The 21,830-nt window shown below is 35.9% G+C and carries 16 protein-coding genes, 1 tRNA gene and 2 rRNA genes; 4 read left to right on the forward strand and 15 right to left on the reverse strand.

What is annotated here, in order from left to right:
- The first annotated feature begins 9 nt into the window (after positions 1 to 9).
- Positions 10 to 1,980, forward strand: a complete 1,971-nt coding sequence (locus AC3IF2_RS08175) for a putative porin (protein WP_489166581.1) — start codon at positions 10 to 12, stop codon at positions 1,978 to 1,980.
- On the opposite strand, the gene nhaC is transcribed toward AC3IF2_RS08175, so the two are convergent.
- Positions 1,977 to 3,476 (reverse strand): Na+/H+ antiporter NhaC, encoded by a 1,500-nt coding sequence (gene nhaC, locus AC3IF2_RS08180; protein ID WP_489166582.1) that lies wholly within the window; start codon positions 3,474 to 3,476, stop codon positions 1,977 to 1,979. The genes AC3IF2_RS08175 and nhaC overlap by 4 nt on opposite strands.
- Positions 3,477 to 3,615: 139 nt before the next feature.
- Between nhaC and AC3IF2_RS08185 the strand changes: the two genes are divergently transcribed.
- Both AC3IF2_RS08185 and AC3IF2_RS08190 read left to right on the forward strand, forming a co-directional pair.
- Positions 3,616 to 4,197 carry a DinB family protein gene (locus tag AC3IF2_RS08185; protein ID WP_489166583.1) on the forward strand — a complete coding sequence of 194 codons (582 nt, stop codon included), beginning with the start codon at positions 3,616 to 3,618 and terminating at the stop codon, positions 4,195 to 4,197.
- 314 nt (positions 4,198 to 4,511) lie between these two features.
- Positions 4,512 to 5,636 (forward strand): metal-dependent hydrolase family protein, encoded by a 1,125-nt coding sequence (locus tag AC3IF2_RS08190; protein WP_489166584.1) that lies wholly within the window; start codon positions 4,512 to 4,514, stop codon positions 5,634 to 5,636.
- Between the two features lie 337 nt (positions 5,637 to 5,973).
- On the opposite strand, the gene AC3IF2_RS08195 is transcribed toward AC3IF2_RS08190, so the two are convergent.
- From AC3IF2_RS08195 to AC3IF2_RS08230, 8 genes are all read right to left on the reverse strand, one after another.
- Positions 5,974 to 6,048 (reverse strand) — tRNA-Val (locus tag AC3IF2_RS08195).
- A gap of 59 nt (positions 6,049 to 6,107) precedes the next feature.
- Complete coding sequence (locus AC3IF2_RS08200; RefSeq protein ID WP_489166585.1) at positions 6,108 to 7,316, reverse strand: bifunctional folylpolyglutamate synthase/dihydrofolate synthase; 1,209 nt, start codon at positions 7,314 to 7,316, stop codon at positions 6,108 to 6,110.
- A 1-nt stretch (position 7,317) separates the two neighbouring features.
- On the reverse strand, positions 7,318 to 8,199 hold the full coding sequence (locus AC3IF2_RS08205) for an energy transducer TonB (protein ID WP_489166586.1): 882 nt from the start codon (positions 8,197 to 8,199) through the stop codon (positions 7,318 to 7,320).
- Between the two features lies 1 nt (position 8,200).
- Complete coding sequence (locus tag AC3IF2_RS08210) at positions 8,201 to 8,587, reverse strand: ExbD/TolR family protein (RefSeq protein WP_489166587.1); 387 nt, start codon at positions 8,585 to 8,587, stop codon at positions 8,201 to 8,203.
- A gap of 9 nt (positions 8,588 to 8,596) precedes the next feature.
- On the reverse strand, positions 8,597 to 9,298 hold the full coding sequence (locus AC3IF2_RS08215; protein ID WP_489166588.1) for a MotA/TolQ/ExbB proton channel family protein: 702 nt from the start codon (positions 9,296 to 9,298) through the stop codon (positions 8,597 to 8,599).
- A gap of 103 nt (positions 9,299 to 9,401) precedes the next feature.
- Complete coding sequence (gene nhaD / locus AC3IF2_RS08220) at positions 9,402 to 10,796, reverse strand: sodium:proton antiporter NhaD (RefSeq protein ID WP_489166589.1); 1,395 nt, start codon at positions 10,794 to 10,796, stop codon at positions 9,402 to 9,404.
- Between the two features lie 30 nt (positions 10,797 to 10,826).
- Positions 10,827 to 12,053, reverse strand: a complete 1,227-nt coding sequence (locus AC3IF2_RS08225; protein WP_489166590.1) for a Glu/Leu/Phe/Val dehydrogenase dimerization domain-containing protein — start codon at positions 12,051 to 12,053, stop codon at positions 10,827 to 10,829.
- Positions 12,054 to 12,183: 130 nt separating this feature from the next.
- The gene (locus AC3IF2_RS08230) at positions 12,184 to 13,254 is read right to left on the reverse strand and encodes an anhydro-N-acetylmuramic acid kinase (RefSeq protein ID WP_489166591.1); all 1,071 of its coding nucleotides are present in this window, start codon (positions 13,252 to 13,254) and stop codon (positions 12,184 to 12,186) included.
- 94 nt (positions 13,255 to 13,348) lie between these two features.
- Here AC3IF2_RS08230 and AC3IF2_RS08235 point away from each other — a divergent pair, with 94 nt between their 5' ends.
- The gene (locus AC3IF2_RS08235; protein WP_489166916.1) at positions 13,349 to 14,491 is read left to right on the forward strand and encodes an acyl-CoA dehydrogenase; all 1,143 of its coding nucleotides are present in this window, start codon (positions 13,349 to 13,351) and stop codon (positions 14,489 to 14,491) included.
- Here the strand turns inward: AC3IF2_RS08235 and AC3IF2_RS08240 are convergent.
- The 6 genes from AC3IF2_RS08240 to AC3IF2_RS08265 all read right to left on the reverse strand — a co-directional run bounded on the left by AC3IF2_RS08240 (position 14,469) and on the right by AC3IF2_RS08265 (position 21,820).
- A complete protein-coding gene (locus AC3IF2_RS08240; RefSeq protein WP_489166592.1) occupies positions 14,469 to 15,269 on the reverse strand; it encodes a tRNA pseudouridine synthase A in 801 nt (266 codons plus the stop codon). The two genes, AC3IF2_RS08235 and AC3IF2_RS08240, sit on opposite strands and share 23 nt — an antisense overlap.
- A gap of 6 nt (positions 15,270 to 15,275) precedes the next feature.
- The gene (locus tag AC3IF2_RS08245; protein ID WP_489166593.1) at positions 15,276 to 16,148 is read right to left on the reverse strand and encodes a sugar phosphate nucleotidyltransferase; all 873 of its coding nucleotides are present in this window, start codon (positions 16,146 to 16,148) and stop codon (positions 15,276 to 15,278) included.
- The gene (locus AC3IF2_RS08250) at positions 16,145 to 17,245 is read right to left on the reverse strand and encodes a mevalonate kinase family protein (RefSeq protein ID WP_489166594.1); all 1,101 of its coding nucleotides are present in this window, start codon (positions 17,243 to 17,245) and stop codon (positions 16,145 to 16,147) included. Before AC3IF2_RS08250 ends, AC3IF2_RS08245 begins: the two co-directional genes overlap by 4 nt.
- A gap of 3 nt (positions 17,246 to 17,248) precedes the next feature.
- Positions 17,249 to 18,613: a Gfo/Idh/MocA family protein gene (locus AC3IF2_RS08255; RefSeq protein WP_489166595.1), complete on the reverse strand. Its 1,365-nt coding sequence runs from the start codon at positions 18,611 to 18,613 to the stop codon at positions 17,249 to 17,251.
- 110 nt (positions 18,614 to 18,723) lie between these two features.
- Positions 18,724 to 18,832, reverse strand: a 5S ribosomal RNA gene (gene rrf, locus AC3IF2_RS08260).
- 109 nt (positions 18,833 to 18,941) lie between these two features.
- A 23S ribosomal RNA gene (locus AC3IF2_RS08265) occupies positions 18,942 to 21,820 on the reverse strand.
- Between the last annotated feature and the right edge of the window lie 10 nt (positions 21,821 to 21,830).

Here is a 21,830-nt window from a genome sequence, read left to right on the forward strand (position 1 = left end):
ATTAGGCGTATGCAAAAATCGGTTTTCGTATTATTTTTCTTACTAACCACCTACTTTTCATTTGCTCAAATTGTACCAAGAAACCCTAGAGATTCGGGTAATTTTGGTGATTTTCAACAAAACGATACGCTAAGAAATCCTAAAGAACAAAAAATAAACCTTTCAGGTAAAACAACATACAAAGACTATAAAGTAATCTCGTATAAATACGACACCACTTATGTAGATACTACCCTATCTCAATTAAAATATCATCAATTCAATTTTATCCGTAAAGATAATTTCGAAATACAACCCTTTCATAATCAAGGACAAACTTTTAATAATTTAGGATATACTTATAATCAAACTTCATTGTATCCTTCATTTGGTGCGCGATCCAAACATTTTAATTTTTATGAAACAGAAGATATTAATTACTATCACGTAGCTACACCCACTACAGAATTAGCATATAAGTCTGGTTTAGAACAAGGACAGTTTTTAGATGCCCTCTTTACTTTTAACACATCTAGACGTTTAAATTTTTCTATAGCTTATAAAGGATTGCGTTCTTTAGGTAAATATCGTACATCTTTAAGTAGCCATGGCAATATGCGTTTAACCACTAATTACCAAACAAAAAACAATGCCTATAATTTTAGAGCACATGTAGTTGCTCAAGACCTTACTAATGATGAGAATGGAGGTTTAACAACTGAGTCAATTACAAATTTCGAAACCGATGATCCTAATTTTACAGATCGTGCCCGATTAGAAACAAACTTTAACGATGCCGAAAACCTTCTTCGAGGAAATCGATATTTTTTAGAACACGATTATAAAATATGGCAACGAAAAGACTCTTTAAACAATCCCAAAACGTATTTAAAGGTTGGTAATATTTTAAATTACGAACGTAAACATTACGATTATAGACAAACTAATGCTTATAGCGGTTTTGGTACATCATTTAAATCTACCATTAACGATCAGTTAGAAAGCACTATTTTTAAAGGGCAAGCGTATTTAGCTTTAAAATCGCCCATAGTTTTAGGTGAAGTAAAATTTAAAACCGACTATTACGATTTTCAACATGGGTATAATAGTGTAACTACTATTAACGGAAATCAGATACCTGCCAACCTTAACGGGAATACTATAGCTATTGGTGGTGAATGGAAAACCCGATTAAAGAAATTCAATATAGACGCAGATATCTCTACTATTGTTTCTGGAGATCTTACAGGTAATTATATTAAAGCTTCAGCAAGTTACGCTCAAGATAGTTTATTTACTTTTACAGCAACTCTTTTAAACAATAACCGTTCACCAAACTTTAATTTTTTATTAAATCAAAGTAGTTATGCTGCCTATAACTGGAAAAATGACTTCAGAAATGAAATCACCAGAAGTTTAATATTTGATCTAAGATCTGATAAATTATTAAATGCCTCAGCGCAGATTACTCAACTAGACAATTATACCTATTTTGGTGAAGCTGTTAATGATGGCCAAACTACTCCGCTACAAGCATCTGAGACTATTAATTACTTAAAAATTAAGGTTTCTAAAGATCTACAAATAGGTAAGTTTGGTTTCGACAATACTATAATGTATCAAAAAGTAGCAAATGGTGAATCTATGTTTAGAGTACCAGAATTTGTTACTAGAAATACCGTCTACTTTGCTGATCATTTATTTAAGGGCGATCCGCTTTATTTACAGGCAGGAGTTACCTTTAATTACTTTACCAAGCATTTTGCAAATGCCTATAACCCTGTTTTATCAGAATTTCATTTACAAAATGAAAAAGAAATTGGTGGTTATCCTGTATTTGATTTCTTTATCAATGCTCAAATACAACGTACACGTTTGTATTTTAAACTAGAACATTTTAACTCTAGCTTGGGTAGTAATAATGATTATTATTCGGCTCCTAATTATCCGTATAGAGATTTAGTTTTTCGTTTCGGAATTGTCTGGAATTTCTTTATTTAAGCTACAGCCGTTTTTGTAGTCAACTGCTTAATTTTTATATGAAAAGCAGCAAATAATAACGTCATAAATGGACTCAACCAATTAAATATTGCATAAAAAGCATAATCAACTACCGGAACTCCGAGTACACCACTATGATATGCTCCACAGGTATTCCAAGGCACAAGAACTGAAGTTACAGTACCAGAATCTTCTAAAGTTCTACTTAAATTTTCTGGTGCTAGGCCTTTATCTTCATAAGCCTTTTTAAACATTTTACCAGGCACAACCAATGCCAAATATTGATCACTAGCTGTAACATTTAATGCCAAACAACTTGCCACTGTACTTGCAAATAATCCAAAGGTAGTAGTTGCTAGTTTTAATAAAGCATCTGTTATTCTTGTTAGTGCTCCAATAGCATCCATAACACCACCAAAAACCATAGCACAAATAATCAACCAAATGGTACCTAACATTCCTTTCATACCACCAGCAGAAAACAGATCGTTCAATTCTGCGCTAGAAGTTTCAACTGCAGAATCAACTGTCATTGCGTTCATCACTCCCTTATAAGCAGAAGTGAAATTTAAAGAATCTGCACCTGCTACTTTAGCTACGATATCAGGTTGAGCAATAATTGCAGCAGCGCCACCTAGCAAAGTACCAATCATTAAAGCAATTAATGGTGGCGTTTTTTTAATGATCATAGCTATTACAATAATGGGCACTATAAATAACCAAGGCGTTATATTAAAAGCACTATCTACTGCTGTTAATTTATCTGAAATATCTGGGCTACCTGTAGTCTCAATAGTCAAACCAATAATAATAAAGACAATTAAAGTAACTGTAATGGTTGGTATTGTTGTATAGGCCATATATTTAATATGGTCGAATAGTTCACCTCCTGCCATTGCTGGTGCCAAATTTGTAGTATCACTTAAAGGTGACATTTTATCGCCAAAATAAGCTCCAGAAAGTACAGCTCCAGCCGTCATACCTAATGATATTCCTAAAGTATTACCGATACCTATCAAAGCGATCCCTACTGTGGCAGCGGTCGTCCAAGAACTACCTGTAGCTATCGAAATAATAGCACAAATAACAACACAAGCTGCTAAAAATATGGTTGGATTTAATATTTGCAATCCATAATAGATCATAGACGGAATAATACCACTTATTAACCATGTACCAGCTAAAGCACCAACCATAAGTAAAATAAGCAAAGCACCAGTTGTAGACTTTACATTTTCGGCTACTTCTTCAATCATCCTTTTGTAAGAAACTTTATTTCTAAAACCAACTATTGCGGCAACTGCTGCTCCTAATAATAATATAAACTGATTGCTTCCGCTTAAAGCGTCGTCTCCATAGACAAAAAACACATTATAAAACAGCATGATTACCAAAGCAATAACCGGAATTAAAGCTTCCCAAATACTGAGTTCTTTATTTTCAATTACCTTTTGGTCTTCTATTTTAATTTCAGAAATATTATCGCCGTCGCTCATAGGGTATATTTTAAGTGACGTAATGATACAAAGAAATCTAAAACTATGCAATTTGAGCACGCTGTCTTAATTTTGATTAGCCATCTATTTTTAAGAATTATTTCTTAAATTTATAGTTCACTTAAACTAAATAGAAACGATGAAAAAATTAACAAACTATCTTTTGATTGCTGTGGTGGTGGTAAGCACATTTGCCTTTGTAACTACCAAAAAAGCGGCAACAGATTTTGATATTGAAAAAGTTGAATTTTTAGAACTTTTAGAAGAAACAAAATCGTATACAATTGAACTGGCTGAAGCTATGCCAGCTGATAAATACACTTTTAAACCTCATGATTCTGTAAGAAGTTTCGGAGAGCAAATGGCACATATTGGTATGTCTTCTAAATTTTTACTAGACATGTTTGTAAAAGGACAGCCAATGCCTAGTAGAGAAGCTTTCGCGGAAGCTGCAAAAATGGAAAAAGAAATGGGTGCAGATAAAGAAAAATGTATCGCTACCATTACTGCTAATTTTAAAGAAATAAAAGATACTTATAAGAGTATGAGCAAAGAACAAATGGCTGAAACATTTAAAGTGCCTTTTGACCCTAAACAACCAGAGTTCTCTAAGAAAAAAGCATTTAGCTTTATTAAAGATCATATGATTCATCATAGAGGACAAGCGCTTGTAGGATTGCGTATGCAAGGTATTAAAGCACCACAATACAGATTGTATTAAGAATCTGTTTTAGATATTATTATTAAATCCGCCTTTGGGCGGATTTTTAATTTAAGTTGATTCTTAATTCATTTTCGGCTAACTTCGCTATCGGTAGATATAAGCCATTAAAATGAGTTTATATCCTAAATGTTGGCTTTAATCTTAAAAAAATGAAAAAAACGACGCTACTATTCCTTTTAATATTAAATTTTTCTTGTTTAATATACGGTCAATCCCAAGACAAAACGGCTATTATTTGTGGCAAGCTGATTACTGGAAACGATAATGAAATAAAAACGAATGCGGTACTAATTATTGAAAGAGAAACTATAGTGGAGATTGGGACAAAAAATATCATTAAACCTGAATATAGGACACTTGACCTTAGTGATTATACTGTTTTACCCGGATTAATAGACGTTCATGTACATCCTTTGATTTATGGAAAACAATACCAAACAAATCACATCAAAGGATCTTCAGCATTTAATGCACTACGTGGTTTAAAAACGGTTCAAGATTGGCTTAATGAGGGGTGGACAACCATTCGAATTGCAGGTGACGCTGATACTCAATATGCCCCATTTGAAATTAGAGACGCTATCAATTCAGGCCTTTTTGTGGGGCCAAGAATCTATGGTGCAGGTCATTATCTATCAATAACCGGCGGCGGTGGAGATATTAATTATATTGCTCCTGAGCAATCTATAATTGCAGATGGGCTGATTGTGAATGGAGAAGAGGAGATCCAAAAAGCCATCAGGCAAGAAATTAAATATGGTAGTGATTGGATTAAGATTTTGGTGACAGGAGCATTTATGTCCACAGGCGATAGTCCGAAAAATGTTCATTTTAGTGATAAAGAAATAACTGCTGCTGTAGAAGAAGCTAATCGTCGAGGCATACCAGTAATGATGCATGCACATGCCGTAGAAGGCATCAAAAAGTCAATAAAATTTGGGGCTCGGTCCATAGAGCACGGAACCTTTCTTGATGCAGAAGCTATTGATTTACTTTTAAAACATGACACTTATCTCATTCCTACATTATCAGTTGGTGCCTATTTTCGTAAGAATGTCCCTGAAAGCCAAGCACTTTCTAAATCCAATCGATTAAAGAAGAAATTTAGAGAAAAACGAATGGAGATGTTAAGAAAAGCCCATAAAATGGGAGTAAAGATAGGTGTAGGGTCTGATAATGTTGGTTTTCCAGCAAATTTTGCTGCTAATGAATTTGAAGAGTTTGTGAAATTTGGAATGACTCCCATGGAAGCCATACAAGCAGGAACAAAAGTGAATGCAGAGTTATTGATGAAAGAAAAAGAAATAGGAACAATTGAAGTAGGTAAGTTTGCTGATATTATTGCTACAAAAAAAAATCCTGTTGATGATATTTCTGAATTGCAGAGAGTGATTTTCGTAATGAAAGGTGGAAAAATCATTAAGCTAAGTAACTAGGCTAAAAACCAATAACGAATATAAAACATAAGCTTTTCTAAAGGTTTATGCTTATTTGCGAAGTCTGTCAAATTTTTAAATTTGCTCTGTGTTATCTGAACTCACTCAAATCATAGAAAATAAAAACCCTGACACAAACCTGTATCAGGATTAAATTTGATGTGGGCGATGAGGGATTAATTTTATTGATCCCACAACGAAACCTCTTCTGCAAATACAATCCCTCAGAAAGCTTTGCTTTTACTGTATTTTTTGTTTCATTTTTAGCAAAGCAAACTTTGCCCATTGAAAACAAAAAATCCCGATACAAAAAATTGTATCAGGATTGTGATTGACGTGGGCGATGAGGGATTCGAACCCCCGACCCCTTGGGTGTAAACCAAGTGCTCTGAACCAACTGAGCTAATCGCCCGAATGCGGATGCAAATATAATTTAGTTTTTAATTCTGGCAAAGATTTTATTAAAAAATATCATACTACCTCTGCTACTACAAAAGTGCTACCACCAACAAAAATAAGGTCATCTTTTTTGGCAATTTTTAAAGCTCTTTTATAAGCTTCATTCACAGATTTATAGCTATTACCATTAAGGTTAAAATCCTCGGCCTTTTCTTGTAATAACCTCTCATCTAACCCACGTGGAATATTTGGTTTACAAAAGTAATATGTTGCCTTTGTAGGAAACATTGGTAAAATAATAGCTAAGTTTTTATCATTCACCGCACCTAAAACAATATGCAAATTATCATACTCTTGTTGTTGTAATTGTTTTAAAACAAACGTTAACCCTTCTTTGTTATGCGCAGTGTCACAAATTACTTTTGGTTTTTCTTGTAAGACCTGCCAGCGACCGAGTAAACCTGTGTTCTTAACTACATTTAGTAATCCAGCTTTGATGTTTTTATCTGAAACTTTAAACTCTTTTAGTAAATTAATAATTGCAACAGCTGTTTTTACATTTTTAGCTTGATAGCTTCCTAAAAGATCCGTTTTAAAATCTTCTTCTATATCTTCTGCCCAAGTAATTGAAGTGTCTCTTTCTTTAGCGATTCTTGTAAATACATCTTTTACTTCGTCTTGCTTTTCACCAACAACAACAGGAATATTTTCTTTTATAATTCCTGCTTTTTCAAAGGCTATTTCTGGTAATGTTTCACCTAAAAATTGTGTGTGATCATACCCTATATTAGTAATAACTGAAACTTCTGGGGTAATAATGTTAGTAGAGTCTAATCTTCCGCCAAGGCCAACTTCAATAATAGCAATATCCACTTCCGCGAAAGCGAAATAATTAAAAGCCATACCGACAGTCATTTCGAAAAACGACAATCCTTGTTTTTCTAAAAAAGCATTATTACTTTCTACAAAATCAATAACCTTTTCTTTTGAGATTACCTTGCCATTAATCTTAATTCGTTCTCTAAAATCTTTTAAATGTGGTGAAGTATACAAACCAACTTTATAGCCAGCTTCTTGTAAAATAGAAGACAACATATGGCTGGTAGAACCTTTACCATTGGTACCAGCTACATGTATACTCTTAAATTTTCTGTGCGGATTAACTAAATGCTCAGCAAGTGCAAGTGTATTGGTTAGATCTTTTTTAAATGCAGTTTTACCCTGACGTTGATACATCGGAAGTTTAGAAAACATCCAATCTAAAGTTTCTTGGTAATTCAATTTAATTTGATAAAGAGAAGTTATAAATAATAGAACCAACCTGTTTTGTTGGAGCTTTACTATCTGAATTAAATCTTGTTTTTAAAGCTGCCTCTTTTGCTCTGCTTAATAAACATGATGCTGAATTGGTTGTACCTTTAATACCTGGAGTTGCAGCAATTACTCTACCCGATTTATCAACCGATATACTTACAACAACTCTACCTTCTTCATTACAATCGTATGTTGGTTTTGGCTTAGAAACAGCTCTACGGTTACTCAATCTATAATTACCACTATTGCCTGTTCCGCCTGTTCCATAATAACCACCAGCATTTGGATCTCCGTTTGGATTCCCTTTATCACCAGCTTGGTTATCGTTACCCTCACCGCCTGAAGCTGTTCCATCTGAATTATTAACACCTCCCATTAAGGCATCTAACTTTTTTCGCTTAGCATCTTGCTCTGCTTTTTTACGAGTCTCAGCTTGCTTTCTAGCACGTTCTTTTCTTTCGGCTTCTGCTTTAGCTTTTTTTGCCGCCTCTTCTACCCTACGTTTTTCAGCTTGCTCTTGTTTTAATCGTATAGACTCTGCAGATTCTTGAGTTACAACTTTTTCCGTTGCCGTTTCTGGAACAGATTCTTCGATAGGTTCTTCTTCTACAACTTCCTCCTCTACTGTTTCTTCAATCTGTTCTTCTTGTGGTGCAGCTTTTATAGGTTCTGTAGGCTGAATATTACCACTACCTACTTCTGTAGTTCCGAAATTAACAGCAATACCTAATTCCTCAGGTGGATCTAGGTAGGTCATACCAAACGTAAAAATGAGGAACAATAATAACCCCATGATTATGGTTGTTATTACTGCCGATTTCTTTTTATGTCTTGTATCTAAAAATGCCATCTTACTTTGGTCTTACTGCCAAAATTACTTTAAATTTATTTCTATTGGCAATATCCATTACCAAAACTGCTTTTTCAATCGGTACCGATTCTTCTACTCTTAATAATACCGTTGGGTTTTCTTTATCTGTCAATAACTTTCTCAGTTCGCCTTCAATACTTCCTTCAGCTGTTTGCTTATTATTAACATAATAGTTTTCATTTTTCTTAATGCTTACAGCTATATGCTGTGTGTTGGTAGACTTTCCTTTTGCCTTTGGCAGGATTAAATCTAATGCATTAGGAGTACTGGCCGTTAGCATAAAAAATATCAATAACAAGAAAACTATATCTGTCATTGATGACATGCTAAACTCAGGACTTACTTTATTTCTATTCTTAAATTTCATACCAGAATATTAAGCTGGTTCGTTCAGTAAATCTAAAAACTCAACTGCCTTGGCTTCCATATGGTGCACTACTTTATCGGTTCTAACCACCAAATGATTGTAAGCAATATAAGCAATAATACCTACGATTAATCCTGCTACTGTTGTAGTCATCGCAGTATAAATACCTGATGCCAATGACCCCATTTCTGCCTGACCACCACTAGTTGCCATTTCATGAAAGGCAAGAATCATACCAACCACTGTGCCTAAAAAGCCTATCATTGGCGCGGCTCCAGCAATTGTAGCCAAAATACTTACATTCTTTTCTAGCTTGTAAATTTCTAAACTACCTGCATTTTCAATTGCTTTATTGATGTCTTCTAAAGGTTTACCTATTCTTGATATTCCTTTTTCTATCAATCGAGCTGCTGGTGAAGAAGCTTGAGCGCATAGAATTTGAGCAGCTTCTACCTTTCCGTTAGAAACATGATCTCTAATCTGATTCATAAAATTTTTATCGGTTTTTGAAGCTGCTTTAATTGCAAAAAAGCGTTCAAAATAGATATATAGACCAACGACTAATAAAACCAATAAAACAAGGATTACTATTTGCCCTCCTAAACCACCATCCATAATCAATTGATAAATAGATAATGTCTTTTCTTCCGATACAATTTCTTCTAGATTATCTTGAGCAGATTGTGCTCCGTCTTGAATACTTAAAAACATAAATTTTGTCTAATTAAGGGGAATACTATTTCTTAACGAAAATACGAGTAGAAAATTGTTTTGTTACAAACAAAAAACCCGAGAAGTTTCTCGGGTTAAATTTTTATATAATTGATCTCATTGCTATGAAGACTACTGCACCTGCTAAAAAGCCAACAAATGCAAGCCAGCTTATCTTTTTTAAGTACCAAAAAAAGTCTATTTTTTCCATACCCATTGCAACCACTCCGGCTGCTGAACCAATAATTAACATACTACCTCCTGTACCAGCAGAATAAGCTATAAAATGCCATAGAGGATTATCGAGAGGTTCAGAGAACATACCTAAACTTGCTGCAACCAAAGGAACATTATCTATCACAGCTGAACCAACACCTAAAAGCATAACTACTAAATCAGAAACTCTGGTTCCAGCCAATTCAGTACCCATCATTGGCATTGAATCTTGTAACCAATTAGCAAAACCAAATAATTGGCCTAAAGATTCTAAAGCAGCTACTGCTAATAAAATACCTAAAAAGAATAATATACTTGGCATTTCTATTTTAGATAAAGCACCATGCACTGGGCTGTGATGCGCTTCTTCGTCATGATCATGCTGTCCCTCAACACTCGTAAGACTAAATTTAGTTCTACTATATATTTCTGCAAATGTTGCAACCACTGCTAATGATAACATCATACCAACATATGGTGGCAAATGAGTAACTGTTTTAAAAATTGGCACAAATACTATCGCACTAAGCCCCAAATAAAACATAATTTTACCATGCGCTGTGGCTTCTCCTTCATTGTCTTCTACGTCAGCTATTTTTCCTTTAAAAGCTTTTAATCTTGAAGCAAAAAAAGCAGGAACCAACATACAGACCAATGATGGAATCAATAAATATATAATCAAATTACCCGTAGATACTTTTTTACCTATCCAAAGCATAGTTGTAGTAACATCACCAATTGGTGACCATGCACCACCAGCATTAGCAGCAATAATAATTAAACCTGCAAACCAAATACGATCTTCTCTTTGGAGAACAATTTTCCTTAAAATGGTTATTAATACAATTGTAGCAGTTAGGTTATCTATTATAGCGGATAGTATGAATGCTAAAAAGCTAAAAATCCAAAGTAATCTAACTTTACTTTTTGTTCTTACAAAACTTTTAATAGTAGCAAAACCATTGAAATAATCAATAATCTCAACTATAGTCATTGCCCCAAGAAGGAACACTAAAATTTCGGCCGTTTTACCTAGATGATGTAAAAGTGTTTCCTCCATCCAATGCATTTTCTCTTCATGAGAAAGCGCAGCAAATCCATCAACTAAAGCACCTTTAGCTGAATCAAACCAACTAGAAAATCCGTCAATACCAAATGCTATCAATGCCCAACACATTGCCATCATAGCTAATGCTGGAATTAACTTATCAATCTTTAAATTGTGTTCTAAAGTAATTGCCAAGTAGCCTAAGACGAAGATTGAAATGATGAGTGATTCCATTTGGGTAGTTTTTTGTTTAAAGATATAAAATTATAGCAATTGTTCAAGAGCAATTTCAAATGCAGTTTCACTTATCCTATTTTTTGATGCTCTTTTATCCTTAACTTTCTTTAAAGCATTATAAATCGTTTTGGATGTATCATCAAAAATAGCTTTATCATCCATTGAAACTTTTCTTTCCATAAAATATGCAAAAACACGCGCCATTCCACAATTAGAAATAAAATCTGGAATTAAGCTCACTTTAGTATCTGTATGTTCCATAATACTTCCAAAGAAAATTTCTGGATCAGCAAAAGGCACATTGGCCCCGCAAGAAATTACTTCTAAGCCAGTATCTATCATTTGATTTATTTGCTCTTGCGTAATCAACCTTGATGCAGCGCAAGGTGCAAATATTTCAGTTTCCAAATTCCAAATGCGTTGGTTCATTTCTTCAAAAGGAATCATTTGATCTGCTATTAACGTGTTTCCCTTTTTCTTTAAAAAAAATTCTTTGATTTCGTCAAAAGAGAATCCGTCTTCATTAATCACTCCACCTGCTCTGTCAATAATACCAACTACTTTTGCTCCCATTTGGGCTAAGTAATATGCAGCTGCAGAACCTACGTTTCCAAAACCCTGAACAACAGCCCTTTTTCCTTGCACATCACCACCATAAATTGAATAATAATGTTTCACTGCTTCAGCAACGCCAAAGCCTGTTATCATATCGGCAACAGTGTATTTTTTTGTAATATCTGGTGTATATTCTTCATTCTCTATTACTTTTATTACTCCATGACGCAACTGTCCAATTCTGTTAATTTTATCCGCTTCAGTAGGTTTAAAATGTCCGTTGAAAACACCCTCTTGAGGGTGCCAAACACCACTCTCTTCGGTAATAGGAATTACTTCATGAATTTCATCAACATTTAGATCTCCACCAGTTCCGTAATAGTTTTTTAATAATGGTGCAACGGCCTTATACCAACGCTCTAAAACACCATGCTTTCTAGGATCTCTAGGATCAAAATTGATTCCAGATTTTGCACCTCCAATTGCAGGACCAGATACTGTAAACTTTACTTCCATCGTCTTGGCTAAAGACAATACCTCATTCATATCCAAACCTTTACGCATTCGTGTTCCGCCGCCTGCAGCTCCGCCTCTGAGTGAATTTATAACTGTCCAACCTTCAGCTTCAGTTTCAGAGTCTTTCCAGTTAAAGACAATTTCTGGTTGTTTATTTTCGTATTTCTGTAATAATTCTTTCATTTCTAATTTTATAACTTGTTCTAACTTTAGTTTGTATTTTCTATTCTACTTTGTGTAATCTTTCCCAAGCGAAGTTAAAGTTGATTCATTTTAAAATTATTTTGAATTAAACCGAACAAATATAAAGTTTTTAAGAAAGCTTAGGTGTGAAAATTTTGCCAGAAGAATGGTCTTTACTTGCCCCTGTTACAGATCTCAATACATTTGTTCTATTTTCTAATCTTAGTAGCCCTAAAAAAGCAAAAATTAATGCTTCTTTGTATTCAATTATTTCCTTTTCGGGAATGGCAACTCTGACTTTACTAAGTTCAATTATTCTAGAAATTAGAAAATCATTATAAGCTCCTCCTCCTGTTATTAAAACTACTTTTTGATTGTTTAAAAATTGATTTGAAATCTGAATAGCACTATGTTCAATAAAAGTTCTAAGAACATCTTTAACTTCTAAATCGTATGAATCAATCAAAGGAAAAATTTTTTTCTCTACCCACTCAAAGCCTAAAGATTTAGGGTAATCTTTTTTATAAAATTCTAAATTATCTAACTCACCGAATAGTGAATCATTTATTTCGCCAGTTGTTGCTACTCTTCCTTTATCATCAAAATCTAGCCCTAATTTATTTGCATAATAGTTTAAAACAATATTTACGGGGCATATGTCATAAGCAATTCTTTTTCTTTTACTTTCGAAAGAGATGTTTGCAAAACCACCTAAGTTTAAACAGTAATCATACCTCTTGAATAAAAGTCGATCTCCGATTGGCACCAAAGGTGCACCTTGACCACCTAAGTCTACATCTTGAGTCCTAAAATCACATATTACTTTTTGCTTTGAAATATTTGCAATTGTTTGTCCATCACCTATTTGCAATGTGTATTTTTCTTCTGGTTTATGGAAAATAGTATGACCATGCGAAGCAATAAAATCTACTTTCTTTATTTCGTTTTCCTCAATAAAGTCGTTTATCAGATTCCCTAAATAGTTTCCGAATTTTACATCTAACTTTTCTAAATTTTCTTGTTTAAAAGTAAAAGCATCTTTCAATTTTTGCCTCCAAATATTCGAATAAGGATAAGTATTCGAATGTATAATCTTAAAAGTATGGTCTTTAGAATAATTAAATTTTACATAAACTAAATCAACTCCATCAAGGGAAGTGCCAGACATCAGCCCTATTCCGTAAAAAATATCTTTTAGCATATTGGTAAAAATAGGAAAACTCTATTGAAAATATGCCAGTAAAAAAGTATCTTTGAGTACATTTTTTTACGAATTTAATAATAACAAATATAGAATGGATTTTAGCCTTACCGAAGAGCATATCATGATTAGAGATGCTGCTCGTGATTTTGCGCAAACTGAATTATTACCAGGTGTTATAGAACGTGACGAAAAACAGCAATTCCCAGATGAATTAGTAAAAAAAATGGGAGAGCTGGGTTTTATGGGTATAATGGTAGATCCAAAATACGGTGGAAGTGGCATGGATGCTATTTCATACGTGTTAATTATGGAAGAATTATCCAAAATTGATGCTTCGGCTTCGGTTATGGTTTCTGTAAATAACTCTCTTGTTTGTTATGGTCTGGAGGCTTTCGGTACTGAGGAACAAAAACAAAAATACCTTACCAAATTAGCAGCTGGTGAGTATATTGGTGCTTTTTGTTTGAGTGAACCTGAAGCTGGTTCAGATGCTACTTCGCAAGCAACCACCGCAGAAGATAAAGGTGATTATTATCTATTGAACGGAACGAAAAACTGGATTACTAATGGTGGTCGTTCAGACGTATATTTAGTAATTGCGCAAACTGATAGAGATAAAGGTCATAGAGGAATAAATGCTTTTATAGTTGAAAAAGGCACACCAGGATTTGACATTGGTCCAAAAGAAGATAAATTAGGAATTCGTGGTAGTGATACACATACTTTACAATTTAATGATGTTAAAGTTCCTAAAGAAAATAGAATTGGTGAAGATGGTTTTGGTTTTAAATTTGCCATGAAAACTTTATCTGGTGGTCGTATCGGGATCGCATCTCAAGCCTTAGGTATTGCATCTGGTGCTTATGAATTAGCGCTTAAATATTCTAAAGAACGTAAAGCATTTGGTACAGAGATTTGTAATCATCAAGCAATCGCTTTTAAATTAGCTGATATGGCTACCGAAATTGAAGCAGCTCGTTATTTAGTAATGAAATCAGCATGGGATAAAGATCAAGGTAATAATTATGATAGATCTAGCGCTATGGCAAAATTATATGCTTCAAAAGTAGCTATGGAACAATCTGTTGAAGCTGTTCAAATTCATGGCGGTAATGGTTTTGTAAAAGAATACCATGTAGAGCGCTTGATGCGTGATGCAAAAATCACACAAATTTATGAGGGAACCTCTGAAATTCAAAAAATTGTAATTTCTAGATCTGTTTTAAAGGAGTAATAAGATCTACTTTATATAAATGTAGTCCAGAAGCTGGAGCAATATTTCTAATAAATTTATTGTTATTATTTCCTTTTAAACTTTCTCTTATAAAATCTAAATCGTAACTGCCTTTACCTAGCTCGACTAAAGCACCCATAATTAGACGTATCTGATTTCTTAAAAATCCGTTACTCCTAATTTTTAACATATAGCTAGTTTTAGGAAAAAAAGATGCTTTAAAATCTATATTATTTTCTATTTGACAATATTCTATAGTCCTTGTAGTTTTAGTTTGCTTAGAAGGTTTTGTGCAGTATGTTTTAAAATTATGTTTACCTTCAAATAATTTTGCTCCTTCTTTCATCAATTCTATATCTAAATCCTCTAAAAATCCAGCCAAAAAAGCTGCACTATAAGGGTGACTCTTTTCTCCAAAAGAAAAATAATAGCGATACTCCTTTGTTTTAGGGTATTGAATAATATTAAAGTTATCATCATTAAGTTTTTTAACAGATAAAACTCTTACATCACTGGGTGAGCTTCTATTAAAATTTTCTAAAAATGTTTGCTCATTTATCTCTTCTTCTACAAATAATTGAAAAATATAATCTGTCGAAGAAACTTTTGCGTCAGTTCTACTAGCCCCAATACTTTTAAAACTAATGTCATCAAGAACAAACTTTAATGTCTTATCTAAAATAAAATGTACTGTCTTTAAATTAGGTTGCTTTTGCCATCCATGCAGTCTAAAGCCTAAAAACTGTAATCTTACCAGATAAGTTCTATTATAATTCATTTGAAATTACCATACTTTTAGGTTTATATTATTTATATATTCTTTAAGAATAGGTATATCTTCTTTTGAAGTTAAGTCGGGCACATGTTCAGACAATGGAATTCCAATAACGCTCTCGGGATTATCTTTTACCATATTCATTAAAGCCGTTGGTAATTCTTTTTCATTTCTCTCGATGTTTACCGGACAATCTTTTACATAGTTAAAAAATAGAGTCCCATTAAACTTAAAAATATTCATGCTTACTCTTTGTTTTCCTAAACCATCTCTTAATTGCTCCATTTCTTTATCAGAGGGTTTTTCTTTAATATTGATTAGGAACTCGTTATCATCTAAATGTAAAATTGCAAATCTGGTAATTCGATCTTGAGAAAATCTCAATCCTGCTCTGTCATAAGCAATAAGGCTACTAATATCCTGCTCTGAATTCTTAAGAAGTTCGAATGAATTAGTAGAATACAAATTATCACTATTACAGACGATAAAAGAAGATTGCTTTAATTCTGGGTACTGTTCTAAGGTCTGAAATACAGCATCCGCGGTACCAAAAGGTTTCGTTCTATTATTTGGAATATATTGTATTGCATAGTTTATCACAACACCTTTATACATATTACCTGATAAATTTTCTCCATAAAACTTTTTGAATAAGCTGTTTTCTTCTCCAATTACAATATAAACTTTTTTTAAACCTGCATGTTTGGCATTAAACAAAATATAATCTAATAATGGTCTGCCTGAGGAGTCGATCGAAATCAATCCCTTAGTACGTTGATTAGCTTCAGTTTTCTCTCTTTCTGACAATATAATATCGCTACTAAGGTCTTTCTTCATTCTTGAAGACATTCCTCCAGCCAAAATGATTAAACTATCTGTCATAATGAATCCTTCTTAGCCTTAACTCCATTTACAATATTAATTTTATAGGCATTTTTCGCCCCCGCAGCGAGTATCGCACGAATTACTTTATCTTCATTTTTTGGCTTAGTAAGGACTACAATACATCCGCCACCTCCTGAGCCCACAATTTTTGCACCGAGTGCATCTGCCTTAAGAGAAGCATCAATCATACGGTCAATAGTAGGAACTGTAATTTTCAATATGTTTTTAAGAACATCATGATGTTCGGTCATTAAACTACCCATAGAATGCACATCTAATTCGTCTTGTGAAAAAGCAAGCAAAGCTCGTTTAGTAATATCGTAATTCTTAATTGCGGCATAAAATATAGGTCTTAAGTCATGAGAAACAAGATTCTCATATAAATAATAGTCTTCCAGCCTCGTATCTTCAATAGCAAAAGAATCTGTTTTCTTTGAAACTTGAGCTATTGCTTCTAAGGCCTTTCCTCTAAGTTGCGACAAAACTCCGAGGGTTTCTTTTGGAATACCAGATTCTCCTATGATAAGTGATTGCAGCGTCTTATCTATCGTTTTATGACTTCCCGTAACAGTGTTGAGATATACTAGATTTCCGAGGCTTATTGCGTATTGATCCATTAATCCACCGGGAGACCCATATTCCAAAACTTCAGCTTCATAGGCCAGTCTGGCGACGCACGATTGCGTGGTCATTTCACTGTTCCCAAAAGCTTCTAGTAAAAATCGCATCCAGGCAACTACAATGGCAGACGAACTTGATAATCCGGCATTCCCCGGGATATTACCACTGATGACAATGTCATATCCTTTATCAGGAATAACTCTATGCCTTTTTAAAACATTTAACGAAGAAATAAAGTAGTCTCGCTCATGTTTTGGAGTCAATGTAGATCCTAAATTAATAACCCGCTCTTGCTGAATATCGGGTAGTAAAATTTTGAAAGTGGCATTGCTATTTAAGCTTGCCTTTAAATGAATATATCTATTTATTGCACAGGCTATTACAGGTAAACCCAAATAATCTTGATGATCACCAAAGAGGCAAATTCTACCTGGAGCTACGATGTGAATATCGGCTTTATTTCTACCTAACACTTATTAAAAAGAGTTTTTAATCCAATTATATGGTTTTCTTTTAATCCACATGCCTCTGGTAAAATCAGGAAAATCTTGCGGCTCTCCGTTATTCTCTATCGATAGTTCAGAAAGCGGTGTTATCGCGCTCCATGCAGCTGCATCATACACGTCGAGTGGTGGGGCTACATTCTGTTTTGCCGATTCTATGAATGCGTTCAATACAAAAAAATCCATTCCACCATGCCCTGCTCCGACGGCATATTCTCCATATTTTTTCCATAAAGGATGATCATATTTTTGCAGCCATTCATCTGCGGTATCCCATTTGTGGGGCTTTGATTTTCCTTCTATATAGATTCTATTTCCATCTACTTCCCATAGACCATTACTACCCTGTACTCTGAACCCAAGAGAATAGGGCCTGGGTAAATTACAATCATGGGTCACAATTATAGTTTCTCCATTTGTTGTTTCGATGGTTGAAGTAATGACATCTCCCTGCTTAAATTTTACCTTGGTATTGGGGTGATCTTTTCCTCCATGCTTTACAATATAATTGTGCAAGCCGATACTTTTTGTAGCGTTGGAGGTAATAGAAGAAAAACGATTACCCCTATTGATATCGCACATAACAGCGATAGGACCAACACCATGAGTTGGATAGACATCGGCATTTCTTAACACTGAATGTTGTGTTCTCCATTTAGACTCAGATATTCCTTTGTCACCAAATTCGACACCCTTTCCGTAGGCGGACTTTCCATCATTTAGTTTCACAAAGCGCAAATCATGTTGATATCCACATCTAAAGTGTACCAATTCACCAAAAATATTTTGTCGAACCATATTGAGTACAGCAAGAATGTCACGTCTATAATTTACATTCTCTAAGATCATTAAATGAGTTCCGGTCTCTTCGTAGGTATTCACCAAATCCCAGCACTCCTCCATGGTATTAGCAGCAGAAACTTCAACTCCAGTATACTTTCTGGCTTTCATGGCGTCTCTAGCCATTCGAGCATGCCATAACCACGGGGTTGAAATAATCACTGCATCTAGTTCATTAAATTCTAGCATATTTTTATAGTCGTGCTCATCTTTATCATAAAATTTTGGTAGTGAAATACTTTTCTTTTTAAATATATCCTTCACCAAATCAATTCTTTTATGATCTATGTCACAAACAGCAGTAATGCGAACGTCATCTCTTTGTAGTAAATTATTTAAATGATTTATACCTCGCAAACCAACTCCAATCAAGCCAACATTAACTTTTTCATTTTGCTTGGAATGCATACCATAGGTAAGGCTAGGTGCCAATCCAATTCCTGCAGATATGATAGCAGATTTTTTAATGAATTTTCTTCTTGATTTTTTAGCTTTCATGATGAAGGTTTTGGTTATTCCTTCCGAAATTAAAAAAATCAGTTCATAAATCAGTATGATTTTTAGATAAAAAACTCCTCACTACTTTATGTAATGAGGAGTTTTAAAAAGAAAGGCGATGACCTACTCTTCCACCAGTGGCAGTACCATCGGCGCTGATAGGCTTAACTTCTCTGTTCGGAATGGGAAGAGGTGAGCCCTATCGCTATAATCACCTTAAGCTATTTCGGTTGCTTCAACCGTATAAGTTGACATATTAAAGTAATAATATTATAAATAATCATGCTAAAAAAGAGTTGTCCTTCCCTCCTTGCGGAGGGAAAGATACGTACATAAGCCTATGGGTTATTAGTACTACTTGGCTATGACATTACTGCCTTTACACCTATAGCCTATCAACGTGGTAGTCTCCCACGACCCTTTAAAGAAATCTCATCTTGTGGTGGGTTTCGCGCTTATATGCTTTCAGCGCTTATCCCTTCCCGACGTAGCTACCCAGCAGTGCTCCTGGCGGAACAACTGGTACACTAGAGGTCAGTCCAATTCGGTCCTCTCGTACTAGAATCAGATCCACGCAAATTTCTAACGCCCGCTACAGATAGAGACCGAACTGTCTCACGACGTTCTGAACCCAGCTCGCGTGCCACTTTAATGGGCGAACAGCCCAACCCTTGGGACCTTCTCCAGCCCCAGGATGTGACGAGCCGACATCGAGGTGCCAAACCCCCCCGTCGATGTGAGCTCTTGGGGGAGATCAGCCTGTTATCCCCGGAGTACCTTTTATCCTTTGAGCGATGGCCCTTCCATACGGAACCACCGGATCACTATGCTCTTGTTTCCAACCTGATCGACGTGTATGTCTCTCAGTCAAGCACCCTTATGCCATTGCACTCTACGCACGGTTACCAAGCGTGCTGAGGGTACCTTTAGAAGCCTCCGTTACTCTTTTGGAGGCGACCACCCCAGTCAAACTACCCACCAAGCACTGTCCTCATCTCTGAGTTAGGCTTCAGATAAGCAAAGGGTGGTATTTCAACAATGACTCCACAACGCCTGGCGACGCCACTTCAAAGTCTCCCACCTATCCTACACATTACTTATCCAAAGTCAATACTAAGCTATAGTAAAGGTTCACGGGGTCTTTTCGTCCCGTAGCGGGTAATCGGCATCTTCACCGATACTACAATTTCACCGAGCTCATGGCTGAGACAGTATCCAGATCGTTGCACCATTCGTGCAGGTCGGAACTTACCCGACAAGGAATTTCGCTACCTTAGGACCGTTATAGTTACGGCCGCCGTTTACTGGGGCTTCATTTCATTGCTTCGCCGAAGCTAACAACTCCACTTAACCTTCCAGCACCGGGCAGGTGTCAGGCCATATACATCATCTTTCAATTTAGCATAGCCCTGTGTTTTTGATAAACAGTCGCCTGGATCATTTCTCTGCGGCCCCCCAAAAGGGGGGCGACTCTTCTCCCGAAGTTACGAGTCTATTTTGCCTAGTTCCTTAGCCATGAATCTCTCGAGCACCTTAGAATTCTCATCCCAACTACCTGTGTCGGTTTACGGTACGGGTACTTTATATCTGAAGCTTAGAGGGTTTTCTTGGAAGCGCTTAGGCACACTATCCACGCCGCCGAGGCTTTGTGGTACTATCCTGCTTTAGCAAGTCTTGCGCATTTAACTACAAAACTTATACCTACACAGTTCAACGAACTATTCCGTCAGTTCGCGGTGCTTTCATTACTCCGTCACCCCATCGCAATATAAAGTAGTACTGGAATATTAACCAGTTGTCCATCGACTACCCCTTTCGGGTTCGCCTTAGGTCCCGACTAACCCTCAGCTGATTAGCATCGCTGAGGAAACCTTAGTCTTTCGGTGTGCGGGTTTCTCACCCGCATTATCGTTACTTATGCCTACATTTTCTTTTGTAATCACTCCAGCATACCTCGCAGTACACCTTCAACGCTGATTACAATGCTCCCCTACCCCTTACAGTAAACTGTAAAGCCATAGCTTCGGTAATATACTTATGCCCGATTATTATCCATGCTCGATCGCTCGACTAGTGAGCTGTTACGCACTCTTTAAATGAATGGCTGCTTCCAAGCCAACATCCTAGCTGTCTAGGCAATCAAACCTCGTTTATTCAACTTAGTATATATTTGGGGACCTTAGCTGATGGTCTGGGTTCTTTCCCTCTCGGACATGGACCTTAGCACCCATGCCCTCACTGCTGTGTATATTTTATAGCATTCGGAGTTTGTCAGGAATTGGTAGGCGGTGAAGCCCCCGCATCCAATCAGTAGCTCTACCTCTATAAAACTCTACCACAACGCTGCACCTAAATGCATTTCGGGGAGTACGAGCTATTTCCGAGTTTGATTGGCCTTTCACCCCTACCCACAGGTCATCCAAAGACTTTTCAACGTCAACTGGTTCGGTCCTCCACAGTGTGTTACCACTGCTTCAACCTGCCCATGGGTAGATCACTCGGTTTCGCGTCTACTACTACTAACTTATGCGCCCTATTCAGACTCGCTTTCGCTACGGCTCCATGTCTTAAACATTTAACCTTGCTAGAAACAGTAACTCGTAGGCTCATTATGCAAAAGGCACGCCGTCACCAATAAATTGGCTCCGACCGCTTGTAGGCGTACGGTTTCAGGATCTCTTTCACTCCCTTACTTAGGGTTCTTTTCACCTTTCCCTCACGGTACTAGTTCACTATCGGTCTCTCAGGAGTATTTAGCCTTACCGGATGGTCCCGGTGGATTCATACAGGGTTTCACGTGCCCCGCACTACTCAGGATACTACTATCAATAACTCTCTTTACTTATACAGGGCTATCACCTTCTTTGGCCTGTCTTTCCAAACAGTTCTAATTCATTAAGCATCGAATATCGTAGTCCTACAACCCCTATCTTGCCGTAACAAAATAGGTTTGGGCTAATCCGCGTTCGCTCGCCACTACTAACGGAATCACTATTGTTTTCTCTTCCTCTGGGTACTTAGATGTTTCAGTTCTCCAGGTTCACTTCTCTTACGAGATAACATGTCTTCAACATGCTGGGTTGCCCCATTCGGATATCTACGGATCAAAAGTTATGTGCACTTCCCCGTAGCTTTTCGCAGCTTATCACGTCCTTCTTCGTCTCTGAGAGCCTAGGCATCCGCCATACGCCCTTATTTAGCTTATTGTACTTTTTGC

The sequence above is a fragment of the Maritimimonas rapanae genome (assembly GCF_057837205.1).